The following is a 21,399-nucleotide window of genomic DNA, read 5'->3' as shown; positions in this document are numbered from 1 at the left end:
TGGGGGTGGTGGGGCGGGCCCTTCGGCGGGCCGAACGCAAGCTGGGCGACCTCACCCAGGCCGACCCCCTGGCGCTGCTGGCCGAACTAGGCGGCCTGGAGATCGCGGCCATCGCCGGGGTCTTCCTGGCCGGAGCCGAGGCTGGGCTGCCCCTGGTCAGCGATGGCTTTCCCGTCACCAGCGGGGCGTTGCTGGCCTCGAGGCTGCGCCCACAGGTGCGGGACTACCTCTTCGCCGGGCACCGCTCCGCCGAGCCCGGCCATGCCCTGCAACTCGAAGCTCTGAGGCTCAAACCCGTGCTCGAGCTGGGCCTGCGCCTGGGGGAGGGCACCGGAGCGGTGCTCTCATTCCCCATCCTGCGCGCGGCGGCTCGAGTCCTGGCCGGCATGGCCACCTTCGAGGAGGCCGGGGTTGGCCAGACTGCGACCGCGGAGCAGGGCTGAGGGCCAGATGGCGAAGCTGCAAGAAGGTACCGACTACTACGTGGAGGGTGGGCTCTACGTCTTCACCGCGGCCTATCACCTCAAACGCGGTTACTGCTGCGGCTCGAGGTGCCGCCACTGCCCCTACCCCGAAGAGGTGCAGGCCGAGGCCATCCGCCGCCGCCTGGCCGGGTTGCCGGCTGATCCGCGCGAGGAACCGTCCGAGAGATGAGAACCGAGGGCTCCAGGATGCGCCCCTTCTGGCTGGCTTTGGGCTTCCTCACCACTTTTCCCGTGCCGAAGCTGGGTGAGGTCCAGCCCGGTGAGATGCGGGCCGCTTCAGCCTTTTACCCCCTGGCCGGGTACTGCCTGGGCGGGGTGCTGGCCCTGGCCGCCTGGCTGACCCAGGCCCTGCCCGACGGGTTGCAGGGGGCCCTCCTGCTGGCCTTGTGGCTGGGCCTCACCGGGATGCTCCACCTCGACGGCCTGCTGGACTGTGCCGATGCCCTGCTGGCGATGAAGCCGCCCCAAGAGCGCTTGAAGATCCTCTCCGACGTGCACCTGGGCAGTTTCGCCTTCGGGGTGGGCTTCGTTCACCTGCTCCTCAAGTGGCAGCTTTTGGCCTGGGGGCCTTCTCCCTGGTTGCTGCTGTGCCTCCCGGCCATCGTGCGCTTCGGGCTGCTCGTTCCCATGAACCTCTACCCGGCAGCGAAGCAGGAGGGTTTGGGGGCGCGCTCGAGGGAAGGCCGCATCGGTCTGGCCCTGCTCTTCGCTCTCCCTGCCCTGGCCCTGTTTCCCTGGCAGGCCCTGACGGTGCTCCTGGCCGTGTTGCTGCTGGCCCGCTGGGGGGCTGGGCGGCTGGGTGGGGGGCTTTCCGGCGACGTGTACGGGGCTTTGGTCGAGGTGGGGGAGAGTGTGGGGCTGCTGGTGGCCGTGTTGCTCGGGGCGGGTTGAAACGGCTAAAGACCTAAGACCCCGTGGCCTTGGGTGTCCGGCGCACCTCATCGGGTACACTGTTGCCTTGTATGGCTTTAGGAGTCGGCATCGTCGGACTGCCCAACGTGGGCAAGTCCACCCTGTTCAACGCGATCACCAAGGCGGGCGCGCTGGCCGCCAACTACCCCTTCGCCACCATCGACAAGAACGTAGGGGTGGTGACCCTGCCCGACGAGCGCCTCGAGGCGCTGGCCAAGCTCTTCGTCAAGGGCGAGCGCAAACCGCCCATCGTACCCACTTACGTGGAGTTCGTGGACATCGCCGGGTTGGTCAAGGGTGCGCACAAAGGCGAGGGGCTGGGCAACCAGTTTCTGGCTAACATCCGCGAGGTGGCGGCCATCGCCCACGTGGTGCGCTGCTTCGAAGACCCCAACGTGGTCCACGTCTCGGGCAAGGTGGACCCCCTCGACGACCTCGAGACCATCAACACCGAGCTGGCCCTAGCCGACTTGCAAACCCTGGAGAAGCGCCTAGACAAGCTGCGCAAGACCGCCCGCGTGGACAAGGACGACAAGGTGCTGCTGGAGGTGCTCGAGCCCTTGCTTGCCCACCTCTCCCAGGGGAACCCCGCCCGCACCTACGCCCCCGCCGACCCCGAGCTTTTCGCCAGGGCCGCCCGCGAGATGGGCCTGATGACGGCCAAGCCGGTGATCTACGTCGCCAACGTGGCCGAGGAAGACCTGCCCGACGCTGCCAACAACCCCGACGTGGCCAAGCTGCGTGAGCGGGCCGCCGCCGAGGGGGCCGAGGTGGTGGTGGTGTCGGCCAAGATCGAGGCCGAGCTGGCTGAACTCGAGGACGTCGAGGCCCAGGAGTACCTGCTCTCGTTGGGGTTGAAGGAATCCGGGCTCAACCGATTGGTGCGGGTGGCCTACCGCGTGCTGGGCCTGATCACCTTCCTCACCGCCGGGGAAAAAGAAGTGCGGGCCTGGACCATCCGCCAAGGCACCAAGGCTCCGCAGGCCGCCGGGGAGATCCACTCCGATCTCGAGCGGGGTTTCATCCGGGCCGAGGTTATCGAGTGGGACAAACTGGTGGCCGCCGGGGGCTGGGCTCAGGCCAAGGAGAAGGGCTGGGTGCGCACCGAAGGCAAGGAGTACGAGGTCAAGGACGGGGACGTGATGTATATCCTCTTCAACGTGTGAGGTTAGTCGATAGCCTATAGCCAAACGCCGGGTGCGGGTCGTACGTCGTACGCAAGACGCAAGACGCCTTTTGTTTACCTCCCTTAGCAAGGGGGGCTGGGGGGGATAAACCCTCCCCGCCAGCGGGGAGCCTTGGCGCAAAAATCACAATGAAATCCATAGGGCTCCGATAAGCTCTACAACCGATGATCACGATGTACAGCACCGCCTGGTGCTCCGACTGCAAGGCGACCAAGATGGCCCTCGAGCGGCTGGGCCTGAGCTACACCGAAATCGACATCGACCAGCATCCCGAAGGCGAGCGGTTGGTGCTGGAGGCCAACGCTGGGCGGCGCAGCGTCCCCACGTTGGTCTACGCCGGGCAGGCCGCTTCGATGAGCCGCTTCTCGGTGAAGAAGCTGCAGGAGTGGCTCGAGCAGGTGGGACTGCTCGAGGCCGCTCGGAGCTGAACGCCAAAGTGATTTATACCGGATTCAAAAAGATAGTCGTCAAAATCAAAAACCTTCAGTGGCTATCTTTTTGAATCCTAGAGCACTCCCTTCGGTCGGGTTGGCTCGTTGCCGTTCGGCAACGAACCAACCGAATCTGGTATTACCCCTCACAGCCGACTGCGCTGTGAGGGGTATTCATGGGAACCATTCTCAATCTGCTGCTTGGGGTTCTGCGGAAGAGCGCTCCCAGCTTCGGCCATACAGGGCCTTGAGCAGGATGTAGCTTACCACCCCGGTGAGCACCGGCACTACCAGTATCAGCGTCCACAGCACTGCGTTGGAGAGGTTGAGGTCGATCTTGTAGCCGGCCAGCGTGCTCATGATGAAGAACATCAGCACGCCCAGGGTCACGCTGGTGCGCACCGGGTGCTCGCTGGGCAGCTCGAGGTAGCGCACCTTGTCCTTGCTCACGTCCACGAAGGGCAACAACGCCGCCACGGCCCCCAGGATGCCGGGAACGATCACCCCGCCGATGAACTCCGGGCCGATGACAGCCCCGAAGAAGCGGAACTGCCACTCCGAGGGGATCACCTGCAGGATGCCGTAGATCCACAGGAAGTACCAGTCGGGCTTGACCGCGGGGGTCTGGGGGGTGGGCGGCCCGAAGGCCTCGATGGGGTGGGCGATGAAGGCCCCGGCGATGAAGACCGTCACCGCCAGATAGACCAGGAAGAGAATGCCCATCATCACCGACTGCTGTGGGTACAGCGGCACCCCCAGGATCTTCCCCGGAGCCACCTTCTCGGCGTACTTGGGCTGGGTGTGCTTCTGCTTGACCATGATCAGCAGGTGAAGCCCGATGAGGGCGATGAGCGTCAGGGGCAGCCACAGCACGTGGATGGAGTATAGGCGGGGGACAGAGTGGGTGGAGCCGGGGAACTCCCCGCCGAACATGATCTCCGCGATCGCCCCGCCCACGAAGGGGATGGAGGCCCCGATGCCGTAACCGATGCGGGTGGCCGTCACCGCGTAGTTGTCATAGGGCAGCGCGTAGCCGGTGAAGGCGGTGACGATGGTCAGACCCAGCAGCCCCAGGCCGATGAGCCAGTTGAGTTCCCGCGGCTTCTTGTAAGCTCCGGAGATCAGCACCCTGAGCAGGTGCAAGAAGACTGCGGCGACCATGATGTGCGCCGACCAGTGGTGCACACTGCGGATCACCGCACCGAAGGGCAGCGAGTCGATGTAGAGCACGCTGGCGTAGGCCGCCGGAACAGTGCTCCCGTCGGGGAGATTCACTTCGCGTATGGAGGGCTCGTAGTTGAGGGTCAGGAAGATGCCGGTGAGCACCAGCACCACGAAGGCGAAGAGGGCGATCTCGCCCAGGAAGAAGGAGTGGTGTACCGGGAAGGCCTTGCGCAGGAACTTGTTGTAGAGCCTGGAGATCTCCAGACGCTCGTCGAACCACTGGAACATGCTTCCCTCCTAAGCCATCCGGCAGCAGTTCTGCGCGGAGGCCTCCACGCCCACCTTGTCGGTGAAGTCGCCGGCGACAACCACCTGGCCCCCCTCGAGCTTGACCGGTAGAAAGGGTACGGGCTTGGGCGGCGGGCCGGCTACCACCCTGCCCGCGTGCCTGGGATCGTAGGCCCCGCCGTGGCAGGGGCAGAACAGCATCTCCTGGCCGCCTCCGCTCACCGCCTTCCACTGGCTGATGATGCAGCCCAGGTGCTTGCAGACGGCAGAATAGGCCACTACGCCCTCTGCAGCGTACTTACGGGTTTCCTCGTCGAGTTCGTCGGGGTTGAAACGACCTACTAATACGGTGTTCTTGGCCTCACCGCTCTTGACGATTTTGCTGCTGGGGTCCATGGGATAGGCCAGGATCGGGGCGGCGTTGGGCTTGAGGTCATCGAGGGTGATCACCTTCCCCTCGCCGCCACCCTGGGCGAAGACCAGCAAGTCTCCGGTCTTGGGGGGTTCTTTTTCCGGGGTGACCTCCTGCTTGGGGCGGAGGCTGGCTCCGACGTAGAAGGCCGAGACCAGCGACAGACCGATCCCGGTACCGATGGCCGCCTGCAACACCATCCGGCGGCGGGAAGAACGCAGTTTTGCTTCTCTTTCGTCCATGCTTTACCCTCTATCCTGATTGGGGCACCCGCTGCCTTACCAGGGCACCTCCGAGTGCTCGTCCTCGGTGACGGCTTCCTCGCGCTCGTAGAACTTCTTGTAGGTAGCCAGGAGCAGCGCGATCACCAGGGCCATGACCGCGAAGAGCCCGCCTTGCAGATGGGTGGGGTTGTGGCCGGTCTGGGCGCTGTAGATGAGCAAGCGCACGTAGAAGCCGCCCATGGCGGTGAGGAGCAGCACTAGGATGATGCCGGCCACCATAGGCGCGGTGCTGGGCTCGGGGAAGTGGCGGATGGGGCGCAGCTCTTCCCCCTCGAGCCAGTTGGACATGAGCCCCATGAAGCCGTACATGAACAGCACCGCGCCAAAAGCCATCAGCCCGATCTGGCCCACCGAGAGTTCTTCGGGGGTGTGCCCGGCCAGCCCCGCGATGTGCTGGCCGTTCAGGTAGCTCATCCAAAACAGCGCCACCGCGAAGAGGATGGCAAACCAGGGAATGACCGTGTCGTTGCGGTACATACGCTCCTCCTGGCCTCAGCGCGCGGCCTTGACCTCGGCTTCGCTGATCGCGCCATAGTCGTTGCCCCAGCTCACGCGCTCGTAGGTGAGCACGGCTGCGAGTTCGCGGTCGGAGAGCCGGGCGAAGGCGGGCATGGCGCCCCGGCCTTTGAGCACGGTGCTGATGTGGAAGGTCTTGTCCTTGATGTTCTGGTTGCCGGCGAGGGCCGGGAAAGTGCCGGGCATTCCCTTGCCGTCGGGCTGGTGGCAGCCGGCGCAGTTCTGGGCGTAGAGCCCCTCACCTTCCTTGGCCAAGGAAGCCGCGTCGGCAGCTTGAGGGGCCTCCCCGGCGGGCTTGCTCTCTCCGCCGGCGCCCACCCCGCCGAAGCTGTTGCCCCAGGAGTTGCGGATGTAGGTGGTTACTGCCGTCACGTCTTCCTCGGAGAGTTGGGACTGGGCGGGCATGTTGCCTCGGCCCTTGGTGATGACCGTGAGGATCATCTGGGCGTCCTTGAGGTTCTGATTTCCAGCCAGGGCCGGGCCGAAGCCCCCCTCGCCATTGGCCCCGTGGCAGCCCGCGCAGGCCGCGTAGATCGTTTTCCCTTTGGCCAAAAGGGCCTCGTCCACCGCTACGGCGCCCTCACCGCCGTGGGCCTCCGTCTGACCGGGGGGCGGGGCTACTTCCTCGATGATTTTCTGTGAGGAGGGGCCAAGGGCGAAGAAGCCCCAGATCCCACCCAGGATGAGCACTGCTGCCACCGTCAGGAGCGCGGTGGGGAAGCGCTGGGGCTGTACGGGGATGTCGGGGTCGCCTACCCGAAGGGCTACCTCGAGATCGCCGTGCACCTCTGCACCCTCGTCGAGGCCCTGCACCATCACGTCGGGCAGGTTGTTGACTTTGAAGGGGATGCGCTGCTCTTGCAGACCGCCCCCCTTGAAGTGTGTCACTACCCGGAACAGGTGCTCACCGTCGGGGAGCTGACGGGTGTCTAGCTTGAGCTTGAAGGGAGGCTGCCGCAGCACCTGGATAGGCTCGGCTGAATCGTTGAGATAGACCTCGATGCGTTCGATAGGCATGAATCAGTCCTCCTGGCCGTTCTCTCCTAATGGAGAGGTAACTGGGCACTGAGCACTAGCTTACCAAGAGCCGCGCCCAGGCACTACTCCAGTCCAGCTCAAAGTTAGGGGAGTCTCAGGGGTCAAATGTCCCTTGTCGAGGCTCTATAACGCGCATCGTCCTACCCTGAGCGCAGCAAATGCACGCTCTGCTCGACTCCTTCGAGGCCCCCGGTGACCTCGAGGGCGATGGTGCCTTTGAAATCCCGCAGTTTTTCCTTCACCCAGCTCCAGTTGACCCGCCCCAGGCCTACTGGCAGGTGGCTGTCCCGATCGCCCAGGTTGTCGTGCAGGTGCCAGTGGATCAGGCGGCCATTGAAGCGCTGGTGATAGGCCTCGGTCTGCCCTTCCTTGCCCTCCACCAGGGCGTGGCCCACGTCGAGGCAGAAGCCGTACTCGGGGTGAGCCTCGAGCACGTCGGCCAGCTCGTCGGTGCCCTGGAGCAGGTCGGAAGGGCTCAGAGCCAGATTCTCCAGAGCTACCGGGATGGGCAGGGGGGTCAGGGCCTGCAGCGCGGTGTCGAGGTGGCGGCGGGCCATCTCCAGGGCCAGCAGCTGCCGCACCGCCACCTTTCCGGTGTGCAGCACGCCGCAATAGGCCCCCAGGGTTTGGGCGAACTCCAGGCTGCGCCGCACGCGCTCGAGGGAGAGCTTGCCCACGTCGGGGATCAAGCTGGCCAGGTTGAGGTCCACGAAGGGCAGGTGGACGGTAAACTCCACCCCAGCGGCGCGGCCCATCTCCAGAAGCTGCCGGGCTGGAGGCAAGCGGGGGTCCATCTCGTGCAGGTCGTAGGGGATTTCCAGGAACAGGCCCAGCCGTGCGGCCAGCTCGAAGGCTTGTGGGTAGTCCAGTCCCGTAGTGGCGGTGCTGAAACCGAGTCTCATAAAGCTTCCCTTGACAGCCTTAGCCTACCGCGCCGGGTGCTCCGGATGCACGGGATCAGCCTGTCGTAACGGCTCCTCGGACTGGAGGGGAACACCGGCGCCTCGATCTCACCCTGCAATTGTCGTGTGTGCGGTGGGGACTCTTCCCAACCTGGGAAAAACTGGTATGCTTACGGCACGACACAACCTAGACCGCAGCGGAAATTGGCCCGTGGTTTCAATTCCGCCGGCGGCGTAACAGGGAGGCGTGCATGAAAGCGACCCGCAGGCAGGTTCTCAAGGCAGGATTAGCGGCTTCCACGGTATTTTCGCCCCTGGCGATCAGCCTGGCGCAGAGCCGACCGCTGAAGATGGCGGTGCTCTACCCCCTCACCGGGCCCTTCGCCTTCGCCGGGCAGGCGGGGCTCGAGGGCCTGCGCGACGCCACCGACTACTTCAACGAGGTGCGCGGCGGGGTGGGAGGGCGCAAGGTCGAACTGATCGTGGAGGACACCGGCTACGACGTGTCCAGGGGTACAGCAGCTTTCAACCGCATCATCTCGCGCGAGCGCGAAGACGAGCTGCTCTTCGTCTATGGCGACTCCACGGGTCTTTCCAAGGCCCTGGCTCCCGAGATCGCCCGGCTGCAACTGCCCTACACCGCGACCTCCTTCTCCACCGAGCTGGCCGATCCCAAGACCTACCCCACCATCTTCGTCTTCGGACCCACCTACAACGACATGATGGCCGCCCTCCTGCAGCAGATTCGCCGCACCAAGGGCAAGGCCAGGGTCGCGTTGGTCTACTCCAACTCGGAGTTTGGCAAAGACCCCATCCCCTACGTCAAGGAGCAGGCCCCCAAGCTAGGCATGGAGATCGTGGCCGAGGAGGTCACGCCGCTGGCGGTGCCCGACGCTACCGCGCTGGCGCTGAAGCTGCGCCAGGCCAACCCCGACTTCGTCATCTGCCACGGCTACGTGCTCACCGTCGAGCCGCTGCTGCTGAGGGCAGCGCGGGAGCAGGGCATGCAGGCTGTTTTCATGGGCACCTACTACTCCGCCGAGCTGGCCTTGATGCAGCGGGCGGGGGCCGCCGCCGACGGCTTCATCGTGGCTTACCACAACCCCTACTGGTACGACAACCTGGCCTCGGGCATTGATCAGCTCAAGAAGTTCCGCGCCAGCAAGGGAAAGGACAACAACTACAAGACCACCTACTACGTTGGAGCCTACACCTCCTGCTCGGCCATCTGGGAGGCCTATCGTCGCGCAGGGGCGGCGGGCAAGCTCAACCGCGCTGGGGTGGTGGAAAGCCTCAACAACATGGGCGATTGGGACACCGGTGGCCTCATCCGCTCGCTGCGCTTCGTCAACCACCGCCTGCCTTACACCAAGCTCTACCGGGCCAACGTCAAGACTGGTCGCTTCGATGCCATCACCGACTGGGTGACCCTGGGCTGATGGACCTGTCCCTTCTGCCGCAATTCCTCATCACCGGCCTGTCCACGGGGGCTCTGTATGCCCTGATCACGCTGGGCTTCGTGCTGGTCTACCGCGCGACCAGCGTGGTCAACTTCGCCATCGGTGAGTTCTTGCTGGTGGGGGCCTACTTGGTCTATACCTTCAACGTCGCCCCCTTCAACCTCCCGCTGCCCCTGGCGATGCTGGTGGCCCTGCCGGTGGCCTTCCTGTTCGGCTGGTTGATCGAGCGCGGCTTCGTGCGGCCCTTGCTGGGTCGCAACGTGGTGGCGGTGATCATGGCGACCATCGGGCTGGTGGCGACGCTGGACGGGGTGGCCCAACTGGTCTGGGGCGCCGATCAGAAGGCCTACAACGGCGAACTGCCGGGCCAGCCCATCGTCCTGGGCAGCCTGGTGCTCACCGCCCGCTCGATGTGGGGCATCGTGGTGGGGATCGGGGTGGCGCTGCTGCTCATCGCTCTGCTGCGCTACAGCCGCTATGGGGTGATGATCCGGGCGGTGTCGGAGAGCGAGACGGCAGCACTGGCGCTGGGCATCAACGCGCCGCGCATGGTGGGCATCGTTTGGGGGCTCTCGGCGGCCCTGGCCGCGCTGGGTGGGGTGCTGCTGGCTTCAGCCAGTGGACCGGGCTTCCACGTGATCGCGCTGGGGCTGATGGTTTTCCCGGTGGCCATCCTGGGCGGCATGGACTCGGTGCCGGGGGCGGTGATCGCCGGGCTGGCGCTGGGGGTGGTGCAAGCACTTTCGACGGGCTACCTCGAGGGCTCCCTCCCCGGCATCACCGAAGCCATCCCCTTCGTGATCGTGCTGCTGGTGCTGCTGCTGCGCCCCTACGGCCTCTTTGGCCAGAGCCGCATCGAGCGGGTTTAGGCGGAGGAGGCAGAAAGTGGCACTGACTGCGACCCGAAGGGCAGGCACAGGGGCCTGTTACACCCTGTTTCTGTTTTCGGCTATCGGCATCCTCATCTCCCTGCGTACGACGTAAGACCTAGCTATGGCCTCCCTTAACGTCGAAAACCTCAAAGTGGTCTACCGGGGCGTGATCCTCGCCCTCAATGGAGTCTCGCTGCGGGCCGAGCCTGGCGAGGCGGTGGGCTTACTGGGCCCCAATGGGGCGGGCAAGAGCACGCTGGTGCGGGCCATCGCCGGGTTGCTGCACCAGTACGAGGGCCGGGTCCTCGACGGCAAGATCACCTTGAACGGGCAGGACATCACCCACGCTTCGGCCCTCAAAGTGGCGGCGCTGGGGCTTACACCGATCCTCGAGGGCCGCCCCGTCTTCCGCTACCTCACCGTGCTGGAAAACCTTACCGCCGCTGCCCACAAGCTCTCCCCGGCGCGGGCCAGGGCCATCACTGAGGAGGTTTTCGCCCGCTTCCCCCGCCTCTATGAGCGGCGGCGCGAGCAGGCTGGTTACCTCTCGGGTGGAGAACAGCAGATGCTCCTGCTGGGCATGGCTCTGCTCACCGAGCCCAGGGTGTTGGTGGTGGATGAGCCCAGCCTGGGCCTGGCCCCCATACTGGTCGAGGAGGTCATGCGGGTGCTGGGTGAGCTGCGGCGAGAGAAGGGCCTGACCTTGATCCTGGTCGAGCAGAATGCCCGCGCCGCCTTCAGCCTGGTGGAGCGGGTGTACGTGCTCGAGCAGGGCCGGGTGGCCTTCGAGGGCAGCACCCAGGTCGCCCAGAGCGATGCCGACGTGATGGAGTTCTACCTTGGCGCCGGGGCTTCCGGCGGCTTCGCCGAGGCCAAGCGCTACCGCAGGAGGAAGAGGTGGGTGTGAGTATGGCGAAGGTCATACGTCGTACGTCCTACGTCCTACGCCAGTTCCAGAGCCCTGGGGCGCAAGCAGGCCAGCTTTCTGGCATACGACGCCCCTACAGGAGGGCTCCATGACCCCCATCCTCGAGGCCCACGACCTCTCCCTCTCCTTCCGGGGCGTACGGGCACTCAACGGGGTCAGCTTCGCGGTGAACCCAGGTGACTTCTTCGCGATCATCGGCCCCAACGGCGCGGGTAAGACCAGCCTGCTCAACGTGCTCTCGGGGCTCTACCGGCCCCAGCGGGGCAGGGTGCGCTTTCTGGGGGAGGACCTGAGCGGGGTTTCGCCCCAGGAGCGGGCGAGGCGGGGGCTGGGCCGGACTTTCCAGAACCTCGAGCTCTTCCGGGGCATGAGCGTGTTGGACAACGTCAAGCTGGGGGCCGAGCTGGCGGTGGGGGCCTATGGGGCCCTGACCCCCGATGCCCGCAAGGAGTGGGCCATCCGCCGCTGGGCCGAGGAGGTGCTGGACTACCTGCACCTCTCGCCCCTGCGCCACAAGCACGCCGGGGCGCTGCCCTACGGCCTGCAGAAGCGGGTGGAGGTCGCCCGCGCCCTGGCGGGCAAGCCCAAAGTGCTGCTGCTCGACGAGCCGATGGCCGGGCTCTCGCTGGAGGAGAAGCAGGACCTCGCCCGCTTCCTGCTGGATGCGCGGCGGGAATGGGGTGTGACGCTGGTGCTGGTCGAGCACGACCTCAAGGCGGTGCTCGAGCTCTCGACCGGCGTGCTGGTGATGTCGTATGGCGAAGTGCTCTACCTGGGCGAGCCCGGCGGGGTGCGGGACAACCCGCGGGTGACCGAGGCGTACCTGGGGAGGTCGGCCTAGATGAGGGGGACGCTGCTGGAGGCCCTGGCCCGCCGCGCTCAGGCCACGCCCAATCTTCCCGCGCATCGGGTCAAGCGCTACGGGGTGTGGGAGACCACCACCTGGGCGCAGTTCTGGGACAACGTGCAGCGCCTGGCCGGGGGGATGGCGCAATTGGGCCTGGAGAAGGGCGGGGTGCTGGCCCTTTTGGGGCACAACGCGCCGGAGTGGGTCAGCGCCGAGCTGGCCGCGCAGGCCCTGGGGGCCATGCCCATGGGCATCTACGCCGACGCCATGCCTGAGGAGGTGGCCTACTTCCTCGAGTTCACGGGTGCCCAGGGCATCGTGCTCTGTGACGAGGAACAGCTCGACAAGGTGCTGCCCCACCTGCACCGGCTGCGCTTCGTGGTGGTGTGGGAAGAGGCTGGGATGAGCCGCTACTGGAGCGAGAAGGTCCACCCCTACTCCCGCGTGATCGCGCAGGGCGAGACGCCCGAAGCTGGGCAGGCTGTGCGGGCGGCATTGGAGAAGATCGGCCCGGATACCGTGGCCCTGCTGGCTCCCACCTCGGGCACCACCGCCCGCAGCAAGCTGGCCATGCTGACCCACGCTCAGCTCGAGGCCGGCCACCACGCGGTGGACCACTCGCTCGAGCTGCGGGGCGGTGAATGGGTCTATAGCTACCTGCCCCTGCCCTGGATCGGCGAGCAGATGCTCTCGGTGGTGCAGGCGGTTCTGGGTGGGGTGGTGCTGCACTTCCCCGAAGACCCCTCCACCTCCATCCTCGACATCAAGGAGGTGCAGCCCGACTTCTACCTGGCCCCCCCGCGGCTGTGGGAGGAGGCCCTGGCCACCGTGCGCAGCCGCATGGAGGACGCCCACTGGCTCAAGAAGGCCGTCTACCGCTGGGGCATGGGGGTGCTGCTGAAGGCTGCCGGGCTCGAGTTCCGGGGCGAGCGGGTGGGCTTGGGGCTGGATCTGGCCCGCGCCATCGCCTACCCGCTGGTGGCCCGCCCCATCCGGGCGCGGCTGGGCCTGGCGGCTTGCCGGGTGGCGGTGACCGGGGGGGCGCCGCTGGGGCCGGAGGTCTTCACCTTCTACCGCGCGCTGGGCCTGGACATCCGCCAGTACTACGGCCAGTCGGAGACCGCCGCCAACACCTGCGCCCACCGCGCGGGCGACGCCCCGCCCGAGACCGTGGGCCGGCCTTTGGCCAACACCCAGGTGCGCATCAGCGAGGAAGGGGAGATCCAGGTCAAGGGGCCGCAGGTCTTCGCGGGCTACTTCGGCAACGAGGACGCCACCCGTGAGGCCTTCACCCCCGACGGCTGGTTCCGCACGGGCGACGCTGGCTTCTTCGACGAGCGCGGGCACCTGGTGATCCTGGGGCGACTGAAGGAGGTGGGAGCCCTCGCCAGCGGCACCCGCTTCTCGCCGCAGTTCCTCGAGAACCGCCTGAAGTACTCCCCCTACATCCGTGAGGTGGTCGTCATCGGCGACAGGCGCCCTTACGTCACTGCGCTCGTCGAACTCGACCCCGAGAACACCCAGAACTGGGCCCGCCGCCGGGGTCTGGCCTTCACCACCTACCAGAGCCTGGCCGCTCGTCCCGAGGTCTACCGCCTGATCTCCGAGGAGATCGCCCAGGCTTCGGCGGCGCTGCCCGAGGAACTGCGGGTGCGCCGCTTCGCCATATTGCCCAAGGAGCTTCACCCCGACGACGACGAGGTCACCCGCACCCGCAAGGTCAAGCGCAAGACCGTCGAGGAGCGCTACGCCGCGCTCATCGCCGCGCTCTACGAGGGCAAGGAGGAAGCCCGGCTCGAGCTGCCCATCCGCTACCTCGAGGGCGAGGGTAAGCTCGAGGCCGCTGTCTCCATTGCCGAGGTGGGGAGGTAGATATGCTCTTTCGACTCTCCCAAACCCTCACCGACCGCTACAGCCGCACCTTCGCCCGCACGGTGCGGGCCACCTACCGCCAGGACGAGGCCTACGCCAGCACCCCTCTGGGACGCTTGTGGCTATGGACCGCACTGGTGTTGCTGGTGATGCTGCCGCTCCTCCTGCCCCCTTACCCCATGTACGTGGTGGTGCTCATCGCCATCGCCTCCATCGGGGCGCTGGGGCTGCACCTGCTGGTGGGCGGGGCTGGCCAGATTTCACTGGGCCACGCCGCCTTCCTGGGCATCGGAGCCTACACCGCTTCGCACCTGGCCGGGCCCCTGGCGGCGGTGGGCATCCTGCTGGGCGGGGTGCTGGCGGGCCTGATCGGCATCGTGCTGGGCCTGCCCTCGCTGCGCATCAAAGGCACCTACTTGGCCATTGCCACCCTGGCCCTGCAATTCCTGGCCGATTACGTCTTCAAGCGCTGGGAGGCGGTCACGGGCGGCATTCGCGGTCGCACCCTGCCCCCGGCTGAGTTCCTGGGCATCTCGATGCCCAACGCCGATGCGCTGTGGTATTTGGTGCTGCTCTTCGCCATCCCGCTGTTCTTCTACGCCAAGCGCCTGCTCTCGAGCCGTGCGGGACGCCTGTGGTACGCCGTGCGCGACAACGACCTCTCGGCCCGGCTCTCGGGCGTGGACCTCACCCGCGCCAAGCTCACCGCTTTCGCCATCTCGGCCTTTTATGCCGGTATCGCCGGGGGGCTTCTGGCCAACCTCTACAAATCCATCACCCCGGACAACTTCGTGCTCACCTTCAGCATCCAGTACCTGGCCATGGTGATCGTGGGGGGAGCCGGGACCGTGCTGGGCGCGGTGCTTGGAGCAACCTTCATCGTGCTGATCCCCGAGGTCCTCAACGCTATCGTGGGGGCCTTCGGGCCACAGTTCGCTCCTTCCTTCGCGGCCTGGCGCAACGTGGTCTTCGGGGCGCTGATCTTGCTGTTTTTGATCCTCGAGCCCCTGGGTCTGGTGGGCCTGTGGGGCCGCATTCGTGACTACTTCCGCACCTGGCCGCTGCCGTACTAATAGAGCGCCTGTCCTCCAGCCTCCCCCTTCGGAGGAGGTCTCGTTCATCCGCTGTAGGCTCGACTATCGAGCATCGACAGCCTCAAGTCGCCGCCTGAGCTGTTGGGTGAAGGCCACCACCCACAACCCCCCCACCCCCAGCAAAGCAGCTAGGTCGCTCCAGAGCAGGCCACGCCCGAAGGAGGGGATCACCGTCCAGGTGTGGTCCACCAGCCGGAAGGCCACGATCCACGCGGCCACGTAGAAGAGCACGCGGGGATCGCGCTTGGGGGGGTTGGTGAGGAGGGCTAGGAAGGGCAGGAGGAACTGGCCCAGCAGTAGCACGGCGGCCACTCCACCCCACAAACCTTCGCTGCGGGGCACGTAGTACTCGACCTCGTGGGGAAAGTTGGCACCCCAGACGATGATGAAGGTGGTCAGGGCCAGGTAGATCCAGATGATGCTGAAAGCCAGCATCAAGTTGGCCTGGTTCTGCAGGTTCTTGCGGATCAGGAAAGCCGCCACCGCCGGGGTGCGGGTGGCCAGCATCGCCGCGAAGGCCAGACCGCCTAGGGTGTGGCCCACCGCGAAGAGCGCGCCGTAGGAGGCGGAATAGAAGTGGGGTTCCAGCCCCATCAAGAGGTCGAAGGCCCCGAAGGTGGTCACCACGACGAAAAGGGCCAGGCCCCAGGCTGCGGTCTCGGTGCGCTTTTGCACCAGGGCCGCTTCGGCGGTGCGCCCCCAGCCCACCAGCCGCCCGGCCACGAAGCTCCAAAACAGGAAGTAGGCCGCCACGCGCACTGTGTAGAAGAGGGGGTTGTTGTAAGGCTGGCGGTGTTGCAGCAGGGGATCGGCAGCTACCTTCTCAGGCTGCGCCCAGGGGTAGAGTTCGGGCAGGGTGATCAGGATGGGGAGGAACAGCACGGCCAGGTAGGGCAGGGTCAGAACGGAGGCCTCGAGGAAGGGCTGCAATGCCTGTCCCCAATGGCTTTTCGTCAGGTGGTGCAGCAACAGCACCGAAAGCGTGCCCAGGGTGAGGGCCAGGAAGAAGCTGTAGCCGTAGAGATAGGACTGGGCTGCTCCAGGCACGCCCAGAAAGTAGCTCACCAACAGAGCCAGCAGACCCAGCGCCCCCAGGCCCAGGCCCAGGCGCTCAGCCATAGAGCCACGTCTAGCGGTTCGTTGCACGCGTACCTCCTGGGCACTGCGCCCCTTGCTCCTGCAAGCAATCTTTGATGTAGGCCGCCGCTGCCCAGCGGTCGGCCTCGGGGATGCGCGAGGCGTAACTCATCATCCGGCCAAAGCCGTTGGTGGCCGCCAGGAAGAAGTAGCCGGGCGGGCTTTGCTTGAGGCGCTCCTGTAGGAGGGAGGGGGGTTGGGGGAAGCCGCGCTGCACCACCACCCCGTCACCCTCACCCCTGAGGCCGTGACAGACCGCGCAGAAGCTCTCGTAGACCGCTTTCCCTCGAGCTAGGTCCACCGGGATAGGCACCTGGGTCAGGAGCCCCTGCGGACCCAAGCCACTGCTGTAACCGGGGGTGGGCTCGAGGCTCCCTCGAGCCACGGTGCCCGCCGGTGGCGTGCGCCCGGTGGCCCCGTCGGCAAAGACCTCGCTCTGGGAGAAAGCCTTGCCCTTGGGCTGCTCCCACATCCAGCCGCAACCACCGAGCAGGAAGAGAGAGGCGCAAAACGCAAAACGCAAGACGTGAGACGCTAAACGCCAGGGGTCGTGCATTGTACGCAAGACGCCGACCCGACTCTCAAGCATGGATGGGCGTTTGGCATTTGGCGTTGGACGTTGGATGTTCAATCCCGCACCTCCTCTACCGCTGCCCCGAGTTCCTCCAGGAAGCGCCGGGTCTGGGCCAGGTCGAACTGGGGGTCGCGGGCTTCCACCACCAGCACGAAGCGGTCCACCAGCGCCCGCCGGTATCCCGGTGTGCGGGTCACTGGGTGGTACGACAGCGGCAGGCCGTTGAGGGCCAGAAGGGTCACGAAGAGGCCTAGGGTGATGGTCAGGATGGTCAACTCGAAGGTAATGGGGATGTAGGCCGGCCAGGCCAGCAGGGGCTTTCCGCCAATGTTGAGCGGGTAGGCCGCGACCTGCACCCACGCTTGCAGGGCAAAGCCGCCAATGGCCCCGATGGCGCCCAGAGTGAAGGCGATCCAAGGGATGCGCTCGTCGCGCGTGCCCAGAGCGTCCACCAGCCCCTCCACCGGGAAGGGGGTGTAGGCCTCGAGGTAGCGGTAGCCCGCTGCACGCGCCTTGGGTACCGCGTCCAGGAGGTCCTCAGGAGTCTCGAAATGTGCCGCCAGGCCATGGAGCATGGTTCACCTCGGGGTGTGGGGGTCCTGCCCGTCCCGATAGGGGATCGTTCCCCCCTCCTTTTCGTGGCGGTGGAAACGCAGCTTGTGCAACAGGTGCAGCATCTCGGCCACCGCGATGGGCGGGAAGAAGCGGATGAAGAGGGCGATGCCGAAGAGGAAGAAACCCAGCGTGCCCAGGTAGAGGCTCCAGTCCACCCAGGTGGGGTGGTAGAGGTGGGCGCTGGAGGGCAGGTAGTCGCGCGAGAGGCTGATGATCACGATCACGAAGCGCTCGAGCCACATGCCCACGTTGGCTACGATCGAAACGATAAAAAGCACCCAAAGGTTGTGCCGGAAGCGGGGGAACCACATGAGCTGGAGAACCCCCACGTTGATGAACATCATCGCCCAGTAGTACGGGGCGTAAGGGCCTGAGAAGCGCCATAGCTGCTGCCTGATCTCGAAGGGCTCGCCCGAATACCAGGCGATGAAGATCTCCAGCAGGTAGATGTAGGCCACCCCCAGCCCGCTGGCCAGCATCACCTTGGCCATCCAGTCCAGGTGTCGGTTGGTGACCACGTCCTCGAGGCGGTACCACTTGCGCAGGGGGATGATCAGCGTCAGGGCCATGGCAAAGCCGGAGTAGATGGCTCCCGAGGCGAAGAAGGGCGGGAAGACGGTGATGTGCCAGCCGGGGATCACCCCATAGGCGAAGTCCAGGCTCACCACCGAGTGCACCGAGATCACCACCGGGGTTGCCAGGCCCGCCAGCAGCACGTAGGCCGCCCGGTAGCGGTGCCAGTGGGTGGCGCTGCCGGTCCAGCCCAGGGAGAGCACCCCGTAGAGAATGCGGGTGAAACGGCTCTGGGCGCGCTCGCGCAACAGGGCCAAGTCGGGGATTAGGCCCAGGTAGAGGAAGAGCGTGGAGATGGTGAGGTAGGTCATGATGGCCAGCACGTCCCAGGTCAGGGGGCTCTTGAACTGGGGCCAGATGCCCAGGCTGTTGGGGTAGGGGAAGATCCAGTACATGTTCTGGGCCCGGCCCATGTGGATCAGGGGGTAGAGGGCCGCGCACAGCACCGCGAAGAGCGTCATGACCTCGGTGAGGCGATTGAGCGAGTCGCGCCAGTCCTGGCGCATCAGTACCAGGATGGCCGAGATCAGGGTGCCGGCGTGGCCGATACCGATCCACCACACGAAGTGCACGATGTCAAAACCCCAGCCCACCGGGATGTTGATGCCCCAGGTGCCCAGACCCCGGATGAAGGTCACCAGGATGGCGTAGAGCAGGAGCGCCGCCCCCAGCCCCCCGATGAGAAAGACCGGCCACCAGGCCCTAGGCGGCGGCTTCTCCACCACCGCCGCGAGTTTGTTGGAGAGGGTCTCGTAGGTGTGCTCGCCCTGGATGAGGGCGCTATCGCCAGCGGCGGGTTTATGTTCCATGCTCGCCCTCCGTGGGGAGTTCGGGGTTGGGGTTGAGCACCCGGCCCAGATAGGTGGTGCGCGGGCGGGTGTTGAGTTCCTCCAGCAAGACGAAATGCCGGGGCTCCTGGCGCAGGGCGGCGACCCGGCTGCCTTCGGCTTCCAGGTCGCCGAAGACGATGGCCTGGGCCGGGCAGGCCTGCTGGCAGGCCGTCTTGACCTCGCCATCGGCCAGGGGCCGGCCCTCTTTGGAAGCCTGGATGCGGGCCGCCTCGATGCGCTGCACGCAGTAGGTGCATTTCTCCATGACCCCGCGGCTCCTGACGGTGACCTCGGGGTTCATGAGGAGGGAGAGCGGGCTCTGGTGGGCCGCTTCGGGGTCTCCATGGCCGATGAAGCTCTCGGCGTAGGGGTAGAAGTTGAAGCGGCGCACCTTGTAGGGGCAGTTGTTGGAGCAGTACTTGGTGCCCACGCAGCGGTTGTAGACCTGCAGGTTGAGGCCCTCGCCGGAGTGGGTGGTGGCTGCCACCGGGCAGACCGGCTCGCACGGAGCCTTCTCGCAGTGCATGCAGGGCACCGGCTGGTGGTGGACCCGCACAGCCTCGGCGGAGCCTTCGTAGTAGCGGTCAATGCGGATCCAGTGCATCTCCCGACCCACCAGTACCTCTTCCTTGCCCACTACGGGGATGTTGTTCTCGGCCTGGCAGGCCAGCACGCAGGCATTGCAGCCGGTACACAAGGAGGTGTCGATCACCATGGCCCAGGCGTGGGGGGTGGAGGGCCACTCGGGGTAGAGGGTGGGGGCGAGATGCTCCTGGTGCTTGGCGTGGGTCTTGTACTCCTCGAGCTTCTCCACCCGCAAGAGCTCGAGGCCCTCGAGGGTGAAGTGGTTCTGGGTGGAAGCCAGCGGGTAGCGCCTGCCCGTGCGGGCGACCTGGACCCCGGCGGCGAACCAGGGGGCCTGGGAAGTGCGCAGGGCATAGGCATTCACGCCCACCCCGCTGCCCAGACGACCGGCCCGCTCGCGCCCGTGCCCCAGGTAGAGCGTGAGGGTTCCGTCGGGATGGCCGGGAACCACCCAGGCCGCCGCCTCCAGCCGGCGCTCGCCCAGGGTGAGGGCCAAGACTGGGCGCTCGGGGTTCCCCTGCCGCTCGGCCATTTGAACCTCCTCCAGGATGCCCAGTTCCTCTGCCGTCTTGGGCGACAGCAGCAGGGCGTTGTCCCAGGTCAGGTGGGTCATGGGCTTGGGGGCCTCCTGCAGCCAGGCGTTGGGGGCGTGGCGACCGTCGTGGAGCATAGGATCGGGCAGGAAGGCGATCTCGAGGCCCTCCCTGGCCTCATAGGGGGGCAGCGCCGCCTGCCAGCCGGCCCTAGGCGTCAAGGAGAGCGGCGCAGGAGCCGAGCCCTCGACAACCCCGTCGTGGACTGCCTTGCGCCAGCGACCTTCGAAGCCCGCCGCGCCCCACTGCCCTTGCCAGTGCTCGCGCAGCAGGTCGTAGCCGCTCCTGACCTCGCCAAAGGCCGCCGACAGCACCTCGAGAGCGCTTTTCCCCCCGTACAAAGGCTCGATCAGGGGCTGGACCAGGCTCACCGTGCCGTCGTGGGCGCGGGCGTCGCCCCAGGCCTCGAGGAAGTGGGCCTCCGGTAGGTGCCACCGCACCTGGACTGCGGTCTCGTCGGCGTGGAGTGCGAGTTGAGCGCTGAAGGGCACCTGCTCCAGCAACCCGGCGAAGCCCAGGTCGGCAGGGGCGGTGTAGGCCGGGTTGCCCCCCAGGATCAGCAGGGCCTCCACCTGTCCGGCCCGCATCTCCTCGGCCAGGGTTTGCAGGCCCTGGACTTGCGGGGGATTGGACTCGAGGGGAGGCAGGTAATCCACCGTGCGCCCCACGTTGCCCAGCGCCACGTTCATGGCATGGGCCAGGGCGTGCACCACCGGGGGCTGCTGGGGCCCGGCCAGCACCAGGCTGGCCCCGCGTTGCGCCCGCAGGTCGGCGGCCACCGCCTGCACCCAGTTTGCCTGCTGCGGCAACAGCGCTTCGCCCGGCATCACCCCCAGCGCCACCGCCAGGTCGCGGGTCAGTGCCTCGATCTGGCTGGGCCGGAGGGCCAGGCGGTGATCGGCGGCGCTTCCGGTCACGCTCACCGTGGACTCGGCCACGTAGAGCCGGTTCATCTCGGTGCGGCCCCCTACCAGCCGCCGCCCCTCGGCGAAGGCCCGCTGGTAGGCCACGCTGCCCGGCCAGGCGTGCAGGAAGTCGGCGTCCAGGGCCACGATGACCCTGGCCTTCTCCAGGCGGTAGACCGGCCAGGCCGCCCGCCCGAAGAGCTGCTGGGTGCCGGCGTAGAGCTGCTCGAAGCTCACCGGTTCGTAGCTCACCCACCTGGCCTCGGGGTAGCGGGCCATCAAGCGCCTGAGGGCAGCCTCGAGGCTGGGCGAGGTCACGCTCTCGGTGAGGATGCGCAGGCCCCGGCCCCGACTGGCCTGCTGCCGGCGCAACTCGGCGCGGAAGGCGCTGAAGAAAGCCGCCCAGGTGCTCGGCTGCCCGGCGTTTTGCACCTCCTTCGAGCGGTCGGGGTCGTAGAGGCTGAGCAAAGCGGCCTGGGCGAAGGCGTCGGTAGCGCCCAGGCTCGAGGGGTGCGTGGGGTTGCCCTCGAGCTTGACCGGGCGGCCCTGGTAGCTCTTGGCCAGGAGCCCCTGGGCGAAGCCGCCCTGGACGAAGGCGGTGGCGTAGAAGGCCACCCCGCCCTCCACCACCCCCGGCGGCTGCTTGACGTAGGGCACCGCCTTGCGCCTGGAGATGGGGGTGCAGGCGGTGAGCCCCCCCAGGGCTAGCGAAGCCGCCATTAGCTGCAAAAAGCGCCGCCGGTCCACTTCGGGCAGGCCCCAGACCCGCCAGGGGAACTCATCGGCGAGCTTCTGCTGGAACTCGGGGCTCCCGGTCAACTCCTCCAGGCTGCGCCAGAAAGCCCTGCCCCGCTTGCCCTCGAGCTTACCCTTGAGCACGTCGAACTCGCGCATT

Annotated in this window: 20 protein-coding genes and 2 pseudogenes; 11 read left to right on the top strand and 11 right to left on the bottom strand. The window is 66.6% G+C overall.

The window, feature by feature from the left end:
- The 5 genes from Mrose_RS09510 to Mrose_RS09490 all read left to right on the top strand — a co-directional run.
- Positions 1-443, top strand: a 443-nt coding sequence (locus Mrose_RS09510) for a nicotinate-nucleotide--dimethylbenzimidazole phosphoribosyltransferase (RefSeq protein ID WP_147371602.1), incomplete at its 5' end; no start/stop codon positions are given.
- Between the two features lie 7 nt (positions 444-450).
- Positions 451-654 carry a C1orf53 family protein gene (locus tag Mrose_RS09505; RefSeq protein ID WP_119277688.1) on the top strand — a complete coding sequence of 68 codons (204 nt, stop codon included), beginning with the start codon at positions 451-453 and terminating at the stop codon, positions 652-654.
- A 17-nt stretch (positions 655-671) separates the two neighbouring features.
- Complete coding sequence (locus tag Mrose_RS09500; RefSeq protein WP_182482754.1) at positions 672-1,376, top strand: adenosylcobinamide-GDP ribazoletransferase; 705 nt, start codon at positions 672-674, stop codon at positions 1,374-1,376.
- Positions 1,377-1,447: 71 nt separating this feature from the next.
- A complete protein-coding gene (gene ychF, locus Mrose_RS09495) occupies positions 1,448-2,563 on the top strand; it encodes a redox-regulated ATPase YchF (protein ID WP_119277684.1) in 1,116 nt (371 codons plus the stop codon).
- A 185-nt stretch (positions 2,564-2,748) separates the two neighbouring features.
- Positions 2,749-3,012, top strand: a complete 264-nt coding sequence (locus Mrose_RS09490) for a glutaredoxin family protein (protein WP_119277683.1) — start codon at positions 2,749-2,751, stop codon at positions 3,010-3,012.
- Positions 3,013-3,204: 192 nt separating this feature from the next.
- Here Mrose_RS09490 and Mrose_RS09485 read toward each other — a convergent pair whose 3' ends face one another.
- The 6 genes and pseudogenes from Mrose_RS09485 to Mrose_RS09465 form a co-directional block, all read right to left on the bottom strand.
- Positions 3,205-4,467 (bottom strand): cytochrome b, encoded by a 1,263-nt coding sequence (locus Mrose_RS09485; protein WP_119277681.1) that lies wholly within the window; start codon positions 4,465-4,467, stop codon positions 3,205-3,207.
- Between the two features lie 9 nt (positions 4,468-4,476).
- Positions 4,477-5,121, bottom strand: coding sequence for a QcrA and Rieske domain-containing protein (locus tag Mrose_RS09480; RefSeq protein WP_119277679.1), 645 nt, complete (start codon positions 5,119-5,121; stop codon positions 4,477-4,479).
- Positions 5,122-5,157: 36 nt separating this feature from the next.
- Positions 5,158-5,640, bottom strand: a complete 483-nt coding sequence (locus tag Mrose_RS09475) for a DUF1129 domain-containing protein (RefSeq protein ID WP_119277677.1) — start codon at positions 5,638-5,640, stop codon at positions 5,158-5,160.
- Positions 5,641-5,655: 15 nt separating this feature from the next.
- Positions 5,656-5,919: pseudogene (locus Mrose_RS19395) on the bottom strand (c-type cytochrome); the annotation flags it as partial.
- 75 nt (positions 5,920-5,994) lie between these two features.
- Positions 5,995-6,696: pseudogene (locus tag Mrose_RS09470) on the bottom strand (c-type cytochrome); the annotation flags it as partial.
- A gap of 161 nt (positions 6,697-6,857) precedes the next feature.
- Complete coding sequence (locus tag Mrose_RS09465) at positions 6,858-7,619, bottom strand: sugar phosphate isomerase/epimerase family protein (protein ID WP_119277675.1); 762 nt, start codon at positions 7,617-7,619, stop codon at positions 6,858-6,860.
- A gap of 251 nt (positions 7,620-7,870) precedes the next feature.
- Between Mrose_RS09465 and Mrose_RS09460 the strand changes: the two genes are divergently transcribed.
- From Mrose_RS09460 to Mrose_RS09435, 6 genes are all read left to right on the top strand, one after another.
- Positions 7,871-9,058, top strand: coding sequence for an ABC transporter substrate-binding protein (locus Mrose_RS09460; RefSeq protein WP_119277673.1), 1,188 nt, complete (start codon positions 7,871-7,873; stop codon positions 9,056-9,058).
- On the top strand, positions 9,058-9,948 hold the full coding sequence (locus Mrose_RS09455; protein ID WP_119277671.1) for a branched-chain amino acid ABC transporter permease: 891 nt from the start codon (positions 9,058-9,060) through the stop codon (positions 9,946-9,948). The genes Mrose_RS09460 and Mrose_RS09455 overlap by 1 nt, the downstream gene beginning before the upstream one ends.
- 124 nt (positions 9,949-10,072) lie before the next feature.
- Positions 10,073-10,858 (top strand): ABC transporter ATP-binding protein, encoded by a 786-nt coding sequence (locus Mrose_RS09450; protein WP_119277669.1) that lies wholly within the window; start codon positions 10,073-10,075, stop codon positions 10,856-10,858.
- A 109-nt stretch (positions 10,859-10,967) separates the two neighbouring features.
- The gene (locus Mrose_RS09445; protein WP_119277667.1) at positions 10,968-11,720 is read left to right on the top strand and encodes an ABC transporter ATP-binding protein; all 753 of its coding nucleotides are present in this window, start codon (positions 10,968-10,970) and stop codon (positions 11,718-11,720) included.
- A complete protein-coding gene (locus Mrose_RS09440) occupies positions 11,721-13,598 on the top strand; it encodes an AMP-binding protein (protein WP_119277665.1) in 1,878 nt (625 codons plus the stop codon).
- Between the two features lie 2 nt (positions 13,599-13,600).
- Positions 13,601-14,671 carry a branched-chain amino acid ABC transporter permease gene (locus Mrose_RS09435; protein WP_119277663.1) on the top strand — a complete coding sequence of 357 codons (1,071 nt, stop codon included), beginning with the start codon at positions 13,601-13,603 and terminating at the stop codon, positions 14,669-14,671.
- A 63-nt stretch (positions 14,672-14,734) separates the two neighbouring features.
- Here Mrose_RS09435 and Mrose_RS09430 read toward each other — a convergent pair whose 3' ends face one another.
- The 5 genes from Mrose_RS09430 to Mrose_RS09410 all read right to left on the bottom strand — a co-directional run bounded on the left by Mrose_RS09430 (position 14,735) and on the right by Mrose_RS09410 (position 21,398).
- Entirely contained in the window at positions 14,735-15,811 is a 1,077-nt protein-coding gene (locus Mrose_RS09430; RefSeq protein WP_119277662.1) for a hypothetical protein, read from the bottom strand.
- A gap of 10 nt (positions 15,812-15,821) precedes the next feature.
- The gene (locus tag Mrose_RS09425; RefSeq protein ID WP_245969783.1) at positions 15,822-16,301 is read right to left on the bottom strand and encodes a c-type cytochrome; all 480 of its coding nucleotides are present in this window, start codon (positions 16,299-16,301) and stop codon (positions 15,822-15,824) included.
- Positions 16,302-16,456: 155 nt separating this feature from the next.
- The gene (locus Mrose_RS09420; RefSeq protein WP_119277660.1) at positions 16,457-16,978 is read right to left on the bottom strand and encodes a DUF3341 domain-containing protein; all 522 of its coding nucleotides are present in this window, start codon (positions 16,976-16,978) and stop codon (positions 16,457-16,459) included.
- A gap of 3 nt (positions 16,979-16,981) precedes the next feature.
- Positions 16,982-18,400, bottom strand: a complete 1,419-nt coding sequence (gene nrfD, locus Mrose_RS09415) for an NrfD/PsrC family molybdoenzyme membrane anchor subunit (RefSeq protein ID WP_119277658.1) — start codon at positions 18,398-18,400, stop codon at positions 16,982-16,984.
- Entirely contained in the window at positions 18,390-21,398 is a 3,009-nt protein-coding gene (locus Mrose_RS09410) for a TAT-variant-translocated molybdopterin oxidoreductase (protein WP_119277656.1), read from the bottom strand. The genes nrfD and Mrose_RS09410 overlap by 11 nt, the downstream gene beginning before the upstream one ends.
- Position 21,399 lies beyond the last annotated feature (1 nt).

This window comes from Calidithermus roseus, assembly GCF_003574095.1.
In the GTDB taxonomy this organism is placed as follows: Bacteria; Deinococcota; Deinococci; order Deinococcales; family Thermaceae; genus Calidithermus; species Calidithermus roseus.
This window is presented reverse-complemented; position numbering and strand designations above follow the sequence as displayed.

Excerpts from the sequence above, each read along its gene's own strand:
- Mrose_RS09505 (WP_119277688.1), top strand. The coding sequence starts at position 451 with ATGGCGAAGCTGCAAGAAGGTACCGACTACTACGTGGAGGGTGGGCTC.
- Mrose_RS09500 (WP_182482754.1), top strand. The coding sequence starts at position 672 with ATGCGCCCCTTCTGGCTGGCTTTGGGCTTCCTCACCACTTTTCCCGTG.
- ychF (WP_119277684.1), top strand. The coding sequence starts at position 1,448 with ATGGCTTTAGGAGTCGGCATCGTCGGACTGCCCAACGTGGGCAAGTCC.
- Mrose_RS09490 (WP_119277683.1), top strand. The coding sequence starts at position 2,749 with ATGATCACGATGTACAGCACCGCCTGGTGCTCCGACTGCAAGGCGACC.
- Mrose_RS09485 (WP_119277681.1), bottom strand. The coding sequence starts at position 4,467 with ATGTTCCAGTGGTTCGACGAGCGTCTGGAGATCTCCAGGCTCTACAAC.
- Mrose_RS09480 (WP_119277679.1), bottom strand. The coding sequence starts at position 5,121 with ATGGACGAAAGAGAAGCAAAACTGCGTTCTTCCCGCCGCCGGATGGTG.
- Mrose_RS09475 (WP_119277677.1), bottom strand. The coding sequence starts at position 5,640 with ATGTACCGCAACGACACGGTCATTCCCTGGTTTGCCATCCTCTTCGCG.
- Mrose_RS09465 (WP_119277675.1), bottom strand. The coding sequence starts at position 7,619 with ATGAGACTCGGTTTCAGCACCGCCACTACGGGACTGGACTACCCACAA.
- Mrose_RS09460 (WP_119277673.1), top strand. The coding sequence starts at position 7,871 with ATGAAAGCGACCCGCAGGCAGGTTCTCAAGGCAGGATTAGCGGCTTCC.
- Mrose_RS09455 (WP_119277671.1), top strand. The coding sequence starts at position 9,058 with ATGGACCTGTCCCTTCTGCCGCAATTCCTCATCACCGGCCTGTCCACG.
- Mrose_RS09450 (WP_119277669.1), top strand. The coding sequence starts at position 10,073 with ATGGCCTCCCTTAACGTCGAAAACCTCAAAGTGGTCTACCGGGGCGTG.
- Mrose_RS09445 (WP_119277667.1), top strand. The coding sequence starts at position 10,968 with ATGACCCCCATCCTCGAGGCCCACGACCTCTCCCTCTCCTTCCGGGGC.
- Mrose_RS09440 (WP_119277665.1), top strand. The coding sequence starts at position 11,721 with ATGAGGGGGACGCTGCTGGAGGCCCTGGCCCGCCGCGCTCAGGCCACG.
- Mrose_RS09435 (WP_119277663.1), top strand. The coding sequence starts at position 13,601 with ATGCTCTTTCGACTCTCCCAAACCCTCACCGACCGCTACAGCCGCACC.
- Mrose_RS09430 (WP_119277662.1), bottom strand. The coding sequence starts at position 15,811 with ATGGCTGAGCGCCTGGGCCTGGGCCTGGGGGCGCTGGGTCTGCTGGCT.
- Mrose_RS09425 (WP_245969783.1), bottom strand. The coding sequence starts at position 16,301 with ATGTGGGAGCAGCCCAAGGGCAAGGCTTTCTCCCAGAGCGAGGTCTTT.
- Mrose_RS09420 (WP_119277660.1), bottom strand. The coding sequence starts at position 16,978 with ATGCTCCATGGCCTGGCGGCACATTTCGAGACTCCTGAGGACCTCCTG.
- nrfD (WP_119277658.1), bottom strand. The coding sequence starts at position 18,400 with ATGGAACATAAACCCGCCGCTGGCGATAGCGCCCTCATCCAGGGCGAG.
- Mrose_RS09410 (WP_119277656.1), bottom strand. The coding sequence starts at position 21,398 with ATGCGCGAGTTCGACGTGCTCAAGGGTAAGCTCGAGGGCAAGCGGGGC.